The 15,494-nt window shown below is 46.8% G+C and carries 13 protein-coding genes; all 13 read right to left on the bottom strand.

The annotated features are described in order from the left end of the window. Window positions 1-9: 9 nt before the first annotated feature. The 13 genes from HT574_RS03320 to HT574_RS03260 all read right to left on the bottom strand — a co-directional run bounded on the left by HT574_RS03320 (window position 10) and on the right by HT574_RS03260 (window position 15,414). On the bottom strand, window positions 10-972 hold the full coding sequence (locus HT574_RS03320) for a polysaccharide deacetylase family protein (RefSeq protein ID WP_309138267.1): 963 nt from the start codon (window positions 970-972) through the stop codon (window positions 10-12). A gap of 94 nt (window positions 973-1,066) precedes the next feature. Beyond that, window positions 1,067-3,208: a polyribonucleotide nucleotidyltransferase gene (gene pnp, locus HT574_RS03315; protein WP_175243449.1), complete on the bottom strand. Its 2,142-nt coding sequence runs from the start codon at window positions 3,206-3,208 to the stop codon at window positions 1,067-1,069. 158 nt (window positions 3,209-3,366) lie between these two features. Beyond that, on the bottom strand, window positions 3,367-3,636 hold the full coding sequence (gene rpsO / locus HT574_RS03310; protein ID WP_017437040.1) for a 30S ribosomal protein S15: 270 nt from the start codon (window positions 3,634-3,636) through the stop codon (window positions 3,367-3,369). 92 nt (window positions 3,637-3,728) lie between these two features. Then, window positions 3,729-4,712 (bottom strand): bifunctional riboflavin kinase/FAD synthetase, encoded by a 984-nt coding sequence (gene ribF / locus HT574_RS03305; protein WP_175243448.1) that lies wholly within the window; start codon window positions 4,710-4,712, stop codon window positions 3,729-3,731. A gap of 36 nt (window positions 4,713-4,748) precedes the next feature. Beyond that, window positions 4,749-5,657 carry a tRNA pseudouridine(55) synthase TruB gene (gene truB, locus HT574_RS03300; RefSeq protein ID WP_175243447.1) on the bottom strand — a complete coding sequence of 303 codons (909 nt, stop codon included), beginning with the start codon at window positions 5,655-5,657 and terminating at the stop codon, window positions 4,749-4,751. A 58-nt stretch (window positions 5,658-5,715) separates the two neighbouring features. Continuing rightward, the gene (gene rbfA, locus HT574_RS03295) at window positions 5,716-6,096 is read right to left on the bottom strand and encodes a 30S ribosome-binding factor RbfA (protein ID WP_017437043.1); all 381 of its coding nucleotides are present in this window, start codon (window positions 6,094-6,096) and stop codon (window positions 5,716-5,718) included. A 15-nt stretch (window positions 6,097-6,111) separates the two neighbouring features. Continuing rightward, a complete protein-coding gene (locus HT574_RS03290) occupies window positions 6,112-6,390 on the bottom strand; it encodes a DUF503 domain-containing protein (protein WP_017437044.1) in 279 nt (92 codons plus the stop codon). Then, window positions 6,387-8,585 carry a translation initiation factor IF-2 gene (gene infB, locus HT574_RS03285; protein ID WP_175243446.1) on the bottom strand — a complete coding sequence of 733 codons (2,199 nt, stop codon included), beginning with the start codon at window positions 8,583-8,585 and terminating at the stop codon, window positions 6,387-6,389. The genes HT574_RS03290 and infB overlap by 4 nt, the downstream gene beginning before the upstream one ends. A 4-nt stretch (window positions 8,586-8,589) precedes the next feature. Further along, entirely contained in the window at window positions 8,590-8,907 is a 318-nt protein-coding gene (locus HT574_RS03280) for a YlxQ family RNA-binding protein (RefSeq protein WP_175243445.1), read from the bottom strand. Next, window positions 8,897-9,187: an RNase P modulator RnpM gene (gene rnpM, locus HT574_RS03275; RefSeq protein WP_175243444.1), complete on the bottom strand. Its 291-nt coding sequence runs from the start codon at window positions 9,185-9,187 to the stop codon at window positions 8,897-8,899. Before rnpM ends, HT574_RS03280 begins: the two co-directional genes overlap by 11 nt. Window positions 9,188-9,199: 12 nt before the next feature. Further along, window positions 9,200-10,345, bottom strand: a complete 1,146-nt coding sequence (nusA, locus tag HT574_RS03270) for a transcription termination factor NusA (protein ID WP_017437048.1) — start codon at window positions 10,343-10,345, stop codon at window positions 9,200-9,202. A 24-nt stretch (window positions 10,346-10,369) separates the two neighbouring features. Then, on the bottom strand, window positions 10,370-10,843 hold the full coding sequence (gene rimP / locus HT574_RS03265; RefSeq protein WP_175243443.1) for a ribosome maturation factor RimP: 474 nt from the start codon (window positions 10,841-10,843) through the stop codon (window positions 10,370-10,372). A gap of 263 nt (window positions 10,844-11,106) precedes the next feature. Continuing rightward, on the bottom strand, window positions 11,107-15,414 hold the full coding sequence (locus tag HT574_RS03260) for a PolC-type DNA polymerase III (RefSeq protein WP_175243780.1): 4,308 nt from the start codon (window positions 15,412-15,414) through the stop codon (window positions 11,107-11,109). Window positions 15,415-15,494 lie beyond the last annotated feature (80 nt).

Here is a 15,494-nt window from a genome sequence, read left to right as displayed (position 1 = left end):
ACGTTCCTCCTATTTTTTAACAATTCTCTTTTCATCTAACAACGCAGATATGCTGCCGATTTCATATTTCTGCCGCTGAATCGAAACAATCAGCGATTCCAACGCCTCGGCGGTCGATAGCGTCGGATGCATTAAAATCATGGCACCGGGATGGACTTTAGACATTACCCGTTTCACTATAACAGATGGCGACGGTTTTTGCCAATCAATTGTATCGACGCTCCACATAATCGTTTTCATTCCTAAAGCATCGGCAATGTCGACGACATCATCGCGGTAGCTGCCGCTAGGCGGAGCGAACCATTTGCATTTCACCCCAGTTGTCGCTTCAATCACTTCATTCGTTTTCACCAGTTCCTGGCGAATTTTTGTATTGCTTAACAACTTGAAGTCAGGATGGCTATAGGAATGATTACCTATCTCGTGTCCGGCATCTACAATCATTTTTGCCATCTCAGGATGATTTTTTACCCAGCGCCCTTCCAAAAAAAAAGTTGCTTTCACATGATGTTTTTTTAAAACTTCCAGCATTTTCGGGATATATTCCTCTCCCCATGCCACATTAATAAGAAACGCAACCATCGGCTTATCGGGATGGCCGCGGTAAATCGGCGCCGGGGGCAGGTCATCCAAATGGACGCGCGGAGGGACTTGTTGATATACAAGCTTTTGTTCGTCAAATTTTCCGTCCTTTTTCATGTTTTCATACGAAGCTTGTACATCGACTTTCAGTCCGTTATAACCAGGGATGGCCTTCCACACCCTATCGATTACCGCATCTTGCGGGGGAATGTTATACTGCTTCGCCTTTTCAACGATCGCAGTATACAGCTTATCGTTTCCTTTCATTACCATAATGCTTTGCGCTTGCAAATCAGAGATGTATTGGCTTACCGGCGGCTGATGAATCAAGGCCCATACAATGAAAAACATAATGGCAACCGCTAAATAGCGAACATAATCTCTATTCACACCTGTCCCCTCCTTTTTAATACTACAAATATGTGGGGAAGGGACAAGATAGAACATTCACCCCAATAACAAAAGAGCCTTAAGGAATGAAATCCTAAGGCTTCATTTTATGACGCTCTGGCCGTCTTCCCTTTTTCTCCCTTTGCTGCTCCCGCAAAACGGCCTTTCTTGATAAATTCACGCGTCCTTGTTTATCAATTTCCATCACTTTTACCAAAATTTCATCGCCGATCGAAACGACATCCTCCACTTTTCCGACTCGCTCTTCCGCCAATTCGGAAATATGAACAAGACCGTCTTTGCCATTGAACAGCTCAACAAACGCCCCGAATTTCTCGATGCGCTTCACTTTGCCTAAATAAATTTGTCCGACTTCGACTTCGCGAACGATATCTTCAATAATCTGTTTTGCTTTTTGGTTCATCGCCTCGTTGACAGACGAGATGAAAATCGTTCCATCTTGCTCGATATCGATTTTGACGCCGGTTTCGTCAATAATTTTATTAATTTGTTTGCCGCTCGGTCCAATAACTTCGCGAATTTTGTCTGGATTAATTTGCATCGTTAAAATTTTCGGCGCATATTTCGACAGCTCTTTGCGCGGCTCGCGAATCGTTTGCATCATGTGGTCTAAGATTTCCATCCGGCCTTTTCTGGCTTGCATCAGCGCTTCTTCTAAAATTTCGCGGGTCAAGCCTTTAATTTTGATATCCATTTGCAAAGCGGTAACGCCTTTTCTCGTGCCGGCTACCTTAAAGTCCATGTCGCCTAGGTGGTCTTCGATGCCTTGGATGTCGGTTAAAATCGTATAATGATCGTCATTTTTCACGAGCCCCATTGCAATTCCCGCTACCGGCGCTTTAATCGGCACACCTGCGTCCATCATCGCCAGCGTGCTTGCGCAAATGCTTGCTTGTGAGGTGGAACCGTTCGATTCAAGCACTTCCGACACGAGGCGGATCGTATAAGGAAACTCTTTCTCCGACGGAACAACCGGCTCTAGCGCCCGTTCTCCAAGAGCGCCGTGTCCGATCTCGCGGCGGCCCGGACCGCGCATCGGCCCCGTTTCGCCAACGGAAAACGGCGGGAAATTGTAATGGTGCATAAACCGTTTCGTTTCTTCAATGCCGAGCCCGTCCAATATTTGCACATCGCCAAGTGCTCCTAACGTACAGACGCTGAGCACTTGTGTTTGCCCGCGCGTAAATAAGCCCGAACCATGCGTGCGCGGCAGGACGCCGACTGCCGAGGAGAGCGGACGGATTTCATCCACCTTGCGGCCATCCGGACGGATTTTTTCTTCGGTAATAAGCCGTCTTACTTCTTCCTTGACAAGCTTATGTAAAATTTCATGCACTTGTTTTAACGTTTCTTCGTCCGCTTCCTGCTCTTCGTATTTCGCGACGACACCCGCTTTTACTTCCTCAATCGCCGCATCGCGCGCTAATTTTTCCGGCACTTGCACCGCCCGTTTAATATCCGCTTCGGCAAGCTGACGGATTTCCGCCTCCAGCTGCGGATCGAGCTCATACAAAACAACTTCCATTTTTTCTTTGCCGACTTGGGTGGCAATTTCCTCTTGAAAAGCGATCAACCGTTTTACTTCTTCGTGGCCGAACATGATCGCTTCTAACATGATTTCTTCCGGCACCTCATCTGCGCCGGCCTCCACCATGTTAATCGCATCTTTCGTGCCAGCGACAACGAGATGCATATCGCTTTTTTCCGCTTGTTCGACTGTCGGGTTAATGACAAACTGCCCATCGACACGGCCGACTGTCACGCCGGCAATTGGCCCTTCAAACGGAATGTCAGAAATCGTTAAAGCAAGAGATGAACCGAGTAATGCCGCCATTTCCGGCGAACAGTCCTGATCGACGCTCATAACCATCGAAACGATTTGCACCTCGTTGCGAAATCCTTCAGCAAAAAGCGGGCGAATTGGACGGTCGATCAAACGGCTCGCCAAAATCGCTTTTTCGCTTGGCCGTCCTTCCCGCTTAATAAATCCGCCTGGAATTTTTCCGACCGCGTAAAGACGTTCCTCATAGTTAACGGTTAAAGGGAAAAAATCGACGTTTTTTGCTTCTTTCGACGCTGTTGCAGTACTTAATACAACGGTGTCACCATATCGGACCAGCACCGCTCCGTTTGCTTGTTTGGCTAACTCACCGATTTCGACAACGAGCGGACGTCCAGCCCAGTCTATGGAAAAAACGCGCTTTTCTTGCTCCATATAAATAAGTACTCCTCTCTATGTACAAATCGGAAATAAACGAATAGGTTATATTATTAGTATGGACGAATAATCGGCAATGAATCAATTCCCACTATTCATCATAGCGGAAAATCGCTTATATAACTAGCAAAAAAGCGGGAATGCTCCCGCTTTTTTTATCGACGTAATCCAAGTTTGTTAATCAGTTCACGATAGCGTGTAACGTCTTTATTGCGCAGATAAGTCAATAAATTCCGACGTTTCCCAACCATTTTCAGCAATCCGCGACGTGAATGATGGTCTTTTTTATGAACACGCAAATGTTCATTTAAATTGTTAATTTGCTCAGTAAGGATAGCAATTTGCACTTCTGGAGAACCTGTATCATTCTCGTGGATTTTAAATTGCTCGATAATTTCGCGTTTGCGCTCTTGGGATAATGCCATCCTTCATTCACCTCCTCATCATCGAAACCCCAATTACCTAGCAAGCGGCGGTGACTCGACTTGCCAAGCAATGGTTATTTTGCATACATTCATTAGAATACCTTTTTTTCCGGCAAAATGCAAGTGTTTTCGTTGAGACTGTTGAAATATCTTTGCGCTTCTTCCTTGTCGCGCTGGATTTGCGCAACTAATTCATCGACGCTGGCAAACTTTTGCTCGCTTCTTAAGCGCCGATGCCATTCGACCGTCACCGTTTCCCCGTAAATATCTTTTTCGAAATGGAAAATATGCACTTCAATACTCGGCATTCCTTCTTGGCTCGAATGAAACGTCGGTTTATAGCCGACGTTGCATACTCCCGGAAATACATCGGAACCGATTTTTGCCCGTACCGCATATACGCCAAGCGCCGGCAATAAATAATCGTCATTTAGCGCGATATTCGCCGTCGGAAACCCGATCGTTCTTCCACGGCGCTCACCGCCTATAACCGTCCCCTCGATTTCATAAAAACGGCCGAGCAAGCGCGGCAGCTGTTCTACCTCTCCGTTTTGCAGCAATTTCCGTACATATGTCGAGCTTATTTTTTCCCCGCCAATCGTCAGCTTCGGAATCACCGTTTGCGTAAAATGGCCGCGCGAATGAAGCGGCAGCGTTTCCATCGTTCCTTTTCCGAAACGGCCGTAAGTAAAATCAAAGCCGGCAACGACATGTTTCACATGAAACCCGATAAGATATTGGTCGACAAACTGCTCCGGCGACAGCTGGGCGAATGTCGGCGTAAACTCGACCACATATAAATAATCGACGCCAAGCGCGGCGACGAGCTGTTCTTTTTTCTTTAACGGCGTAATTAAGCGAATGTGCTGTTTCTGTTTTCCGAGCACTACGGAAGGATGGGGATGAAACGTCATCACTGCGCTTTTATATCCTCTTTCTGCCGCAATATCGACCGCCGTCCTAATCACTTCCTGGTGGCCTAAATGAATGCCATCAAAATAGCCAAGCGCCATCACCGTAGGGGGGAGCGCTTCTTTTTGCAAATGGTGCGGATGCGAAATAAATAACGTTTCCATTGTCCTTACTCACCTTCTATGTTTCCACTTTTTTGATCAGCGAAGTACCTTCAGCGGCTTCATCAAGTGAGGTTTCGACGGGTGCTTTATATAAAGGGCAAGCGCCTCTCTTTCCTTCGTCACCATTAATACCGGCCCTTCTAAGGAGCGCAAAAAAGCCGGCAGCGGCAATAGCGCCCCGTTTTTTACTTTCTCTGCTACTTTATCATTTATTTCATATTTCGGCAAATGAAAAAGCGCTTTTTCAATCGGCAGCAAAAGCGACTGCAACTCGCCACGCTCCGCGCACTGTTCGATTTGCGTAAATGTGACGCAGTCCTGTAGCGAAAACGGCCCCGCCGCTGTGCGGACAAGATGGGACATATGCGCCGGATAACCAAGCCGCTCGCCGATCATCACTGCCAACGTGCGGATATAGGTGCCTTTGCTGCAAGTGACGCGAAAGCGAAACGAAACCGTGTTTCCGCTAAATTCGTTTCTTTCATCGAGCAACGTCAGTTCATGGATCGTCACGATGCGGGTCGGCCGTTCGATTTCTATGCCGGCGCGCGCATATTCGTATAGTTTTTTTCCTTTCACTTTAATGGCGGAATACATTGGCGGCGTTTGCGCAATTTCTCCCGTCAACTGCTGGAATACCGCTTCAATTTCGCTCCGGGAAATCACCCGGTCTACTTTTTGTGAAGCGATAATTTCTCCGCCGCTGTCTTCGGTTGTCGTGGCAATTCCAAGCGTAACCTCGCCTTCATATGTTTTCGTCGTCCCCGTTAAAAACTCGGCGATGCGCGTCGCTTTGCCAATGCAAATCGGCAATACTCCCGATACGTTTGGATCAAGTGTCCCTGTATGTCCTGCTTTTTTGATTTTGAACAGGCGGCGAATCCGCGCAACACAATCATGTGAAGTCATTCCCACAGGTTTGTCTAATAATAATACTCCGTCCATCAGCGCACCCTTTCTCCTATGTACATAATGGAAATGGATAGACAAATTGTCTATCCATCTATTCCTCTTTGCTTGCTTCTTCTTTTTTCTCGTGTTCTTGCTCCGTAGAAATTTGCCGGATTAATTGTTCAATGCGGTTACCATATTCGATCGATTCATCGATTTCAAAAAATATTTCCGGCGTTTTCCGCAAGCGAATCCGCTGGCCGATTTCCGAGCGGATAAACCCTTTTGCTTTCTCCAATCCTTTCAGCGTGTTCTGTCGTTGTTCTTCATCGCCTAACACGCTGATATATACTTTTGCTTGCTGCAAGTCGCCTGTGACACGCACATCGGTAACTGTAACAAAGCCAATTCGCGGGTCTTTCAATTTGCGGCCAATGATATCGCTTAATTCTTTTTTCATTTGTTCGCCAACACGAGTAGCCCGTAAATTCATCGCCTATCACCTCGATTAAAACCACTCAAATGTCGTGACCGTCCTTTCCAATTCTGGAAAGGAGTCGATCAAAGCAAGCGCCCGCTGCAGCTCGCGCTCGGTTGTCGCCCGACTCGACGTAATCGCGACCATTCCGAGCGTCGTCCGCTGCCAGACGTTTTGGTGATCGATTTCGGCCACGGATATATTATATTTTTGTTTTAGCCGTGTTATTATTCGCTGCAGGACGGCCCGCTTTTCTTTTAATGACTGTGCGTTATAAATAACGCATTCACAGGCGACAAAGCCGATCACTGTCTTTTCACTTCCTGCATAATGTAGGCTTCAATAATGTCCCCTTCTTTAATATCGTTAAAGTTTTTAATCGTCAAACCGCATTCATATCCTTGCATGACTTCTTTCACATCGTCTTTAAAGCGTTTCAAGGAATCGATTTCTCCTTCGTAAATGACAATGCCTTGGCGGATCAGGCGGACTTTGCTGTCGCGCGTAATTTTTCCATCGGTTACATAGCATCCGGCAATCGTTCCAACTTTCGATACTTTAAACGTTTGCCGCACTTCAGCTTGGCCGATGACTTTTTCTTCATATTCCGGATCGAGCATTCCTTTCATCGCCGCTTCAATTTCTTCAATGACCTTATAGATGATGCGATGCAGACGAATGTCAACTTTTTCGGATTCAGCAACGCGTTTCGCATTGGAGTCCGGACGGACATTAAAGCCGATGACAATAGCGTTGGAAGTCGTTGCCAAAAGAATATCCGATTCAGTAATCGCGCCAACAGCGGCATGGATGATTTTGACGCGCACTCCTTCGACATCAATCTTTTGCAGCGCGGCAACAAGCGCTTCTACCGACCCTTGCACATCCGCTTTGACAATAATATTTAATTCTTTCATTTCGCCTTGCTTAATTTGTTCAAAGAGGTCATCTAGGCTAACGCGCGCTTTCATGCTGCGTTGTTCCATTAATTGTTTTTGTGCACGCGCTTCTGCGATTTGCCGTGCTTTCTTCTCATCTTCAAACACCATGAAGCGGTCTCCAGCCTGCGGCACTTCATGAAGGCCGGTGATTTCGACAGGGGTGGAAGGACCTGCTTCTTTCACACGACGTCCTGTATCGTTTACCATTGCGCGTACACGACCGTATGTGCAGCCGACGACAATCGGATCGCCGACATGCAACGTTCCTGCTTGAATAAGGAGCGTCGCCACTGGACCACGGCCTTTATCGAGTTTCGCCTCAATGACCGTTCCTGTGGCACGGCGATTTGGATTTGCTTTTAGTTCTTCCATTTCGCTGACAAGCAAAATCATTTCTAATAAATTGTCGATTCCTTCTCCTGTTTTGGCTGAAAGTTTGCAGTAGATCGTGTCGCCGCCCCATTCTTCCGGAACGAGATTATACTCCATTAATTCTTGCATCACGCGATCTGGATTGGCATCCGGCTTGTCGATTTTGTTAATGGCCACAATAATAGGGACATTAGCCGCTTTCGCATGGTTAATCGCTTCTACCGTTTGCGGCATGACGCCGTCATCAGCAGCGACGACAAGCACAACGATGTCCGTTACTTGCGCACCTCTTGCCCGCATCGTCGTAAACGCTTCGTGTCCTGGCGTATCAAGGAACGTAATTTTTTTGCCGTTGACTGTAACTTGATAAGCGCCGATATGCTGCGTAATGCCGCCTGCTTCTTGCTCTGTCACTTTCGAATGGCGAATGGAATCAAGCAACGTCGTTTTTCCATGATCGACGTGGCCCATAATCGTAACCACCGGCGGCCGCTCCACTAAATCTTCAGGGGCGTCAACAATTTCAATCGACTCAAAGTTCGTTTCATCAATGACTACTTTTTCTTCTACTTCCACTCCGTAATCAGAACAAATGAGTTCGATCGCATCTTTATCCAAATCTTGGTTAATCGTCGCCATCACGCCGAGCATAAACAGCTTTTTAATAATTTCCGATGGCTCGCGGCCAAGCTTTTTCGCCAGCTCGGCAACGGTCAGCGATCCTTCAAACGTAATTTTTTTCGGAAGCTCTTTTTCTTTTTTCGCCGGCTGTTCTTGTTGCACTGGCTGCGGCTGACGGACTTTTGCTTTTACTTTGCCTTTATGTTTCTTCTTATGCTGATGGAAAATTTTCTTTTCTTGCTGCTGCAACTGCAAATCGTGTTTTTTTCCTTCCTTGCTTTTATTTGCTCCTTTTTTCTTCGCAACTTTTGCTTTGACTACTTCTTCATCGTCAAAATCATCCACATAGGTTTTCGTTTTTGCCGGAGCCGGACGTTTTTCCTTTGGAGCAGAAGCTTGCGGCTGTTCGCTTTTTTTATTGTACGTATGGTCCAGCTTCTCCACCACTTCCGGCTCTAATGTTGACATATGATTCGTTACCTCAATATTCATTTCTTTCAATTTATGAATCACATCTTTACTCGGTACATTATTTTTTTTCGCGTACTCATATACACGCATTTTAGACATAGATTCACCCCCATAAAGATCCATCGAGCATTGTCCTTAGTTTGTTTGCAAACCCTTCATCCATAACGGCGACAACGACGCGGGCGTCTTTGCCGATCGCATGCCCAAGCGTATAACGGTCTGAAACTTTCCGGAGCGGAACGCCATAGGAAGAGCATTTATCGGTAATTTTTTTGGCCGTATTTTCCGATGCATCTTCCGCCAAAAGAACGAGTTTCGCCTTGCCGCTACGAATTTCCTTGACCGTTAGCTCCTCGCCTGAAATGACTTTTCCTGCTCGATTCGCTAACCCTAATAACGATGCCCAGCGTTCATCGCCCATTTTCGGCTTTTGTCTCCTTCTCCGCTAGCTGAAGCAGCTCATCATAGAGCGTATCGGCAATGTCCGCTTTTAAATGATGGGCTAAAATATTTTTCTTTTTCGCCAATAAAATGCACTCTTTGTCTAGCGTAATGTACGCACCGCGCCCCGCCTTTTTCCCGGTCGGATCGATCGAAACTTCCCCGTCTTTCGAGCGGACGATGCGCACCATTTCTTTTTTTGGCTTCATTTCACCAGTCACGACGCATTTTCGCAACGGAATTTTCTTTTGGCTCGCCACACGGATCCCCCCTCACTCGATTTCCTCTTGTAAATCGAATGATTGGTCGCTGTCATTTTCATTATCAACCGGCATCTCTTCCGAATCAAGCAAAGTGGATTGCGCATATGGATCAATTCCCATCTCGCGCGCTTCCGTTTCGCTTTTAATATCAATTTTCCAATTTGTCAGCTTCGCCGCCAGCCGCGCGTTTTGCCCCCGCTTGCCGATCGCTAATGACAGCTGATAATCCGGTACGATCACCGTCGTCGCTTTTTGCGCTTCGTTGACAATGACGCGCAGCACTTTTGCCGGGCTCAATGCGTTGGCGACAAATTCGACTGGATCGGCCGACCAGCGGACGATATCAATTTTTTCTCCATGCAGCTCTTCGACAATCGCTTGCACGCGTTGTCCTTTTGGACCGACACATGCCCCGACCGGATCTACTTCCGGATTGTCGGAATGAACGGAAATTTTCGAGCGGTCTCCCGCTTCGCGGGCAATGGATTTAATTTCGACCGTGCCATCGTAAATTTCTGGAACTTCCAGTTCAAAAAGACGTTTCAGCAATCCCGGGTGCGTGCGCGATACAAAAATTTGCGGCCCTTTTGTCGTTTTTTCTACTTTTGTAATATACACTTTGATGCGATCATGCGGTTTGTATGTTTCATTTGGCATTTGTTCGCTTGCCGGCAGCAATGCTTCCGTTTTCCCGAGGCTGACGTAAACAAAACGTGGATCGACGCGCTGGACAATCCCGGTCATAATATCTTCTTCGCGGTCAAGAAATTCGGCGTAAATCACGCTTCGTTCCGCTTCGCGCACACGCTGGGTGACTACTTGTTTCGCCGTTTGCGCCGCAATGCGTCCAAAATCTTTCGGCGTCACTTCTATCTCCACCACATCGCCGACTTGATAATTCGGATTGATCCGTTGCGCCTCCTCTAAAGAAATTTCCAGACGGGGATCATTGACTTCTTCAACTACATCTTTGCGAGCGAGGACACGGATCGTACCCGTCTCCATATTTAAATCGACCCGCACGTTTTGCGCCTGCCCGAAATTGCGCTTGTAGGCGGAAATAATCGCTGCTTCAATCGCTTCTATTACCACTTCTTTGCTAATGCCTTTTTCACGGATAATATCCGCTAAGGCATCGAGTAATTGCGTATTCATGAAACGAAAATCCCCCTTTTACCATTAAAAAAAGATAACAGCAAGTCTAGCGCTCGCCACTTTTTCATACGGAATGACGACCGTTTTTTTACGAGCTCTGTCTTTTACCGTAATCGATACGGTAGTTCCATCAAAATCGGTTAGTTGGCCTTCGAACTCTTTTTCTCCTTCAATTGGCTCATACGTTTTTATATATACATTTTTCCCAATCGCTCTCGTAAAATCTTTTGCATTTTTTAATGGTCGTTCCGCTCCAGGCGAAGAAACTTCAAGGAAATAGTTATGCGGAATCGGATCGATTTCATCTAATTTTTCACTCAGTTTTTCGCTGACGATGCCGCATTGTTCGATGTCGACCCCGTCTTCGGAGTCAATGAAGACGCGCAAAAACCAATTTTTCCCTTCTTTTACATATTCGATATCCACTAGCTCTAAATTCATGTCGGCAAGAATTGGCGTGACTAGCTCTTCGACGATCTCCGTCACTTTTTTGCTCATTCTTTTCCTCCTAACGTAGAGAAACTGCATCGCTTCGTTATAACGAGAAAATCCCCTGCACATTTGCGGGGAATGAAAAATAATCGGCATCCAATTCAAGACGAAAGAGTGGGTTTCCCCACTCTTTGCCTACCCATTATCTTTACCAATTCCACTAAAACTATAACATATTGGAAAATATATTGCAATGGGCAAACAGCATAACACACTGCTTGCGGCCGGTTTTTCGCCCCGCCAAAGCTACGGACGACGGCGGACCAAATTTAAAATAAGGAAAGCTGATTATGATCTGGCAGCGAATCGAGGCAGCCGCGGCTCTCTAAGTATTCCATCAACGTTTTGGAAAGTTTTCCGCGCTGCTGCAAATCTTCTTTCGATAAAAACTCTCCTTCTTCGCGAGCGCGCACGATGTTGAGCGCTACGTTCGTGCCGAGGCCCGGGATCGCGTTAAACGGCGGAATAAGCGAATTGCCGTCAATGACAAATTCGGTGGCCTGCGAACGATAAAGATCAATATTTTTAAAGGAGAAGCCGCGTTCACACATTTCTAGGGCGACTTCTAATACCGTCAGTAAGCTTTTTTCTTTGGCCGTTGCATTGAGCCCTTTCGCATGGATTTCTTCAATGCGCTTGCGAATGGCGGCAGAACCTTTGATCATCGCGTCCAAATCAAAGTCTTCCGCGCGTACCGTAAAGTACGTCGCATAGTACAAAAGCGGATGGTGCACTTTAAAGTAGGCGATGCGGACCGCCATTAATACATACGCGGTAGCGTGTGCTTTCGGGAACATATACTTAATTTTTTTGCATGATTCAATATACCACTCCGGCACGTTGTGTTTGCGCATTTCTTCCTCGAATTCCGGCGTCAGCCCTTTTCCTTTCCGCACCGATTCCATAATTTTAAAGGCAAGCGAAGGCTCGAGTCCGCGGTAAATCAAATAAACCATAATGTCGTCGCGGCAGCCGATCACCTCGGAAAGCGTGCACGTGCCGTTTTGGATCAACTCTTGCGCATTGCCAAGCCAGACATCTGTCCCGTGCGAAAGACCGGAAATTTGCACAAGCTCGGAAAATGTTTTCGGCTTCGTTTCTTCAAGCATCTGGCGGACAAAGCGCGTTCCGAACTCCGGAATGCCTATCGTGCCGACGTTGCACATAATTTGTTCCGGCGTGACACCAAGCGATTCGGTGCTGCTGAAAATTTTCATCACTTCAGGGTCATCGGTCGGAATCGTTTTTGGATCGATGCCGCTTAAATCTTGAAGCATGCGGATGACCGTCGGATCGTCGTGCCCAAGAATATCCAGCTTCAAAAGATTGTCATGAATGGAGTGGAAATCAAAATGTGTCGTGCGCCATTCGGAACTCGTATCATCGGCTGGATATTGAATCGGCGTGAAATCGTAAATTTCCATATAGTCGGGAACAACGATAATACCGCCCGGATGCTGTCCTGTCGTCCGTTTTACCCCGGTGCATCCCGCGGCAAGGCGGTCGATTTCCGCTCCGCGCAGCTGCAAGTTTAAATCGTTCGCATATCCTTTGACAAAACCGTACGCCGTTTTATCGGCGACGGTGCCGATCGTCCCTGCGCGGTATACGTTATCTTCCCCGAACAGCACTTTCGTATAGTTATGGGCGCGCGGCTGGTATTCGCCGGAAAAATTCAAGTCGATATCTGGGACTTTGTCGCCTTTAAAGCCAAGGAACGTCTCAAACGGAATATCATGCCCGTCTTTCTTATACTTTGTTCCGCATTGCGGACAGTTTTTATCCGGCAAATCAAATCCGGAGCCGACCGACCCGTCATTGAAAAATTCCGAGTGCTTGCAATTCGGGCAGACGTAGTGCGGCGGCAACGGGTTGACTTCAGTAATTTCCGTCATCGTCGCCACAAACGAAGAACCGACCGAACCGCGCGAACCGACGAGGTAGCCGTCATCGAGCGACTTTTTTACGAGTTTATGGGAAATTAAATAAATAACGGCAAACCCGTGTCCGATGATGCTTTTCAATTCTTTTTCCAGACGCTCTTCGACAATTTTCGGCAATGGATCGCCGTAAATTTCTTTGGCACGGCGGTAGCTCATTTCGCGGATTTCCTCTTCCGCTCCTTCGATACGCGGCGTATACAGCTTATCTTTAATCGGCTTTACTTCGCCGATCAGGTCAGCGATTTTTTGCGTATTGGTCACAACGATTTCTTTCGCCTTTTCTTCTCCTAAAAAGGAGAAACACTCAAGCATCTCATCGGTCGTGCGGAAATAGACGTCCGGCAGCTCATAACGGTTGAGCGGATTGGCCCCGCCTTGGGAATGAATTAAAATTTTACGGTAAATTTTATCTTCTGGATTTAAATAATGAACATTTCCGGTTGCAACGACAGGGATGTTTAATTTTTCGCCAAGCATGACGATTTTCCGGATAATTTCTTTAATCATGCTTTCGTCTTTGACGTAATCCATTTCAATCAACGGTTTGTACACTTCCGGCGGATGCACTTCAAGAAAATCGTAAAATTTGGCGATTTCCTCGACCTCTTCCGGCGCTTTTTGGATCATGTTGTCAAACACTTCGCCTTTATCGCAGCCCGAGCCGACTAAAATGCCTTCGCGGTGCTGCTGCAGCACCGAACGCGGAATGCGGGGAACGCGATAGAAATATTTGACATGCGATAACGAAACGAGCTTAAATAAATTTTTCAAGCCAACGTCATTTTGAGCAAGAAGCGTGACATGGAACGGCCGCGACAGACGATACGATACTTCTTCTTTCGAACGCTCGTTTAACTCGTCATGGTATAAAATGCCGCGCTCCTCGGCGTCTTTCAACAGCCGCATCAGCAAATATCCGGTTGCTTCTGCGTCATAAATGGCGCGATGGTGTTGGGTTAATTCAATATCGAACTTTTTACAAAGCGTGTTTAGACGGTGGTTTTTCAAGTCCGGATATAAAAAGCGCGCTAATTCGAGCGTATCGATCACTGGATTGGTCACTTTGCCAAGGCCGATTTTCGCAAAACCGACATTCAAAAAGCCGATGTCAAAACTAGCGTTATGAGCGACAAGGATGCTATCACCAATCCAATCGTAAAATTGGCGCAGTACTTCTTCCGCATCTGGTGCATCTTTCAACATGTCATCGGTGATGCCTGTCAGTTCAATCGTTGTAATAGACAGCGGATGATGCGGATTGGCGAAAGAAGTAAACCGATCGATGATTTCACCATCTCTTACTTTCACAGCGGCAAGCTCGATGATCGTATTATAGACGGCCGACAGCCCCGTCGTTTCCACGTCAAAAACGACGTACGTGTCCTCCGAAAGCAAGCGGTGCGCCTCATTGTAAGCGATCGGCACGCCGTCATCGACAATGTTTGCCTCCACGCCGTATAACACTTTCATATTGTATTTTTTTGCGGCGCTATATGCTTCTGGAAATGATTGGACAACAGCGTGATCGGTCACGGCGATTGCCGGATGGCCCCATTTTTTGGCCTGTTCAATCAGCTTTGTCACGGACGTGACGGCATCCATTTGGCTCATCGGCGTATGCAAGTGAAGCTCTACCCGTTTTTCTCCCTCCGGCGCCGTATCTTGCCGCTCTTTTGCTTTTATTTCGTTAATATCGTTGGCGATAATTACAAGATCGCGGACAAACGTATCGTTTTGCACGCTTCCCCTTACTTTCACCCACATGCCTTTTTTAATATCGGCCATCAGTTCGGCATCTTCTTTATCACGGGAAAACATTTTTACTAATATGGAGTTTGTGTAATCGGTAATTTTTAGTGTTAATAACGTCCGACCGCTTTTTAGTTCGCTCATTTCTACGTCAAAGACATAACCTTGCACGACGACGCGCCGCTCTTCTTCGACGATGCTGTCTAGCGTGCGGACTTCCTCGTCCTCTCTAATTGGATAACCGATCACAATCGGACCTGTCGGCGTATCCGCCGCCCGCTCTTTATTCGCCTCTTTCGTCATCTCTGAGAGCGCCGCTAAAGCGCGTTCGGCATCTTCTTGCTGTTTTTGCGCTAGAAATTGCTCCATTTCTTTTTCCGGCTGCTTGACTTCCGTTTCGAGCTGCAACTGCGGAAAACCAAACGACTGATACACTTCCGCTATTTTTCTCGAAAAACGGCGTTTTACCGCGAGCGCTTCGGCTTCATTGCGGACGGTAACGAATAGTTTATTTCCCTTTACTGTTGGAATTTGATTATGAAGCCACGATAAAAGCGGGGAAATTCCTTCTTGCAATTCCTTTAAGCAGAGCTGCCAATAGCCGCGGACATCCGCTTCCGTAAAGTGCGGATCTGCCGTTTGGATCGTATATTTGACGTTTGCGATATGATGAAACGCCTGAACTAATTTCTCCGTAAACAGCTCATACACTTGGCACGGCAAAATTTTCGGAAGCTGGAAATAAAAATGCCAGCATTTTTGTTCCTTCTCCACTACTAGTTTAAGAATGCCTGCTTCACGGAAATAAGGCGCGAATTCGTCAGACGTCAACTGCAGCTGCTGCAACAATACTTGAAATCGTTCTTTTTGCTCGTTCGTTAACATGACGGCGATCCTTTCTCCTCTCAACGAAAATTCCTCTCTTTTTCTATCATAACAAAAGGGCTGTCGGAAAAGTATCTTTT

It is taken from the genome of Parageobacillus sp. VR-IP, assembly GCF_013357975.1.
Taxonomy (GTDB): Bacteria; Bacillota; Bacilli; order Bacillales; family Anoxybacillaceae; genus Saccharococcus; species Saccharococcus caldoxylosilyticus.
Note: the sequence above shows the minus strand (reverse complement) of the source record. Positions and strands in the feature narration are given on the sequence as shown.

Bases quoted from the DNA above. Each gene is read 5' to 3' on its own strand.
- pnp (WP_175243449.1), bottom strand. From the start codon at position 3,208: ATGGAGCAAGAAAAGCGCGTTTTTTCCATAGACTGGGCTGGACGTCCG.
- rpsO (WP_017437040.1), bottom strand. From the start codon at position 3,636: ATGGCATTATCCCAAGAGCGCAAACGCGAAATTATCGAGCAATTTAAA.
- ribF (WP_175243448.1), bottom strand. From the start codon at position 4,712: ATGGAAACGTTATTTATTTCGCATCCGCACCATTTGCAAAAAGAAGCG.
- truB (WP_175243447.1), bottom strand. From the start codon at position 5,657: ATGGACGGAGTATTATTATTAGACAAACCTGTGGGAATGACTTCACAT.
- rbfA (WP_017437043.1), bottom strand. From the start codon at position 6,096: ATGAATTTACGGGCTACTCGTGTTGGCGAACAAATGAAAAAAGAATTA.
- infB (WP_175243446.1), bottom strand. From the start codon at position 8,585: ATGTCTAAAATGCGTGTATATGAGTACGCGAAAAAAAATAATGTACCG.
- HT574_RS03280 (WP_175243445.1), bottom strand. From the start codon at position 8,907: ATGGGCGATGAACGCTGGGCATCGTTATTAGGGTTAGCGAATCGAGCA.
- nusA (WP_017437048.1), bottom strand. From the start codon at position 10,345: ATGAATACGCAATTACTCGATGCCTTAGCGGATATTATCCGTGAAAAA.
- rimP (WP_175243443.1), bottom strand. From the start codon at position 10,843: ATGAGCAAAAAAGTGACGGAGATCGTCGAAGAGCTAGTCACGCCAATT.
- HT574_RS03260 (WP_175243780.1), bottom strand. From the start codon at position 15,414: ATGTTAACGAACGAGCAAAAAGAACGATTTCAAGTATTGTTGCAGCAG.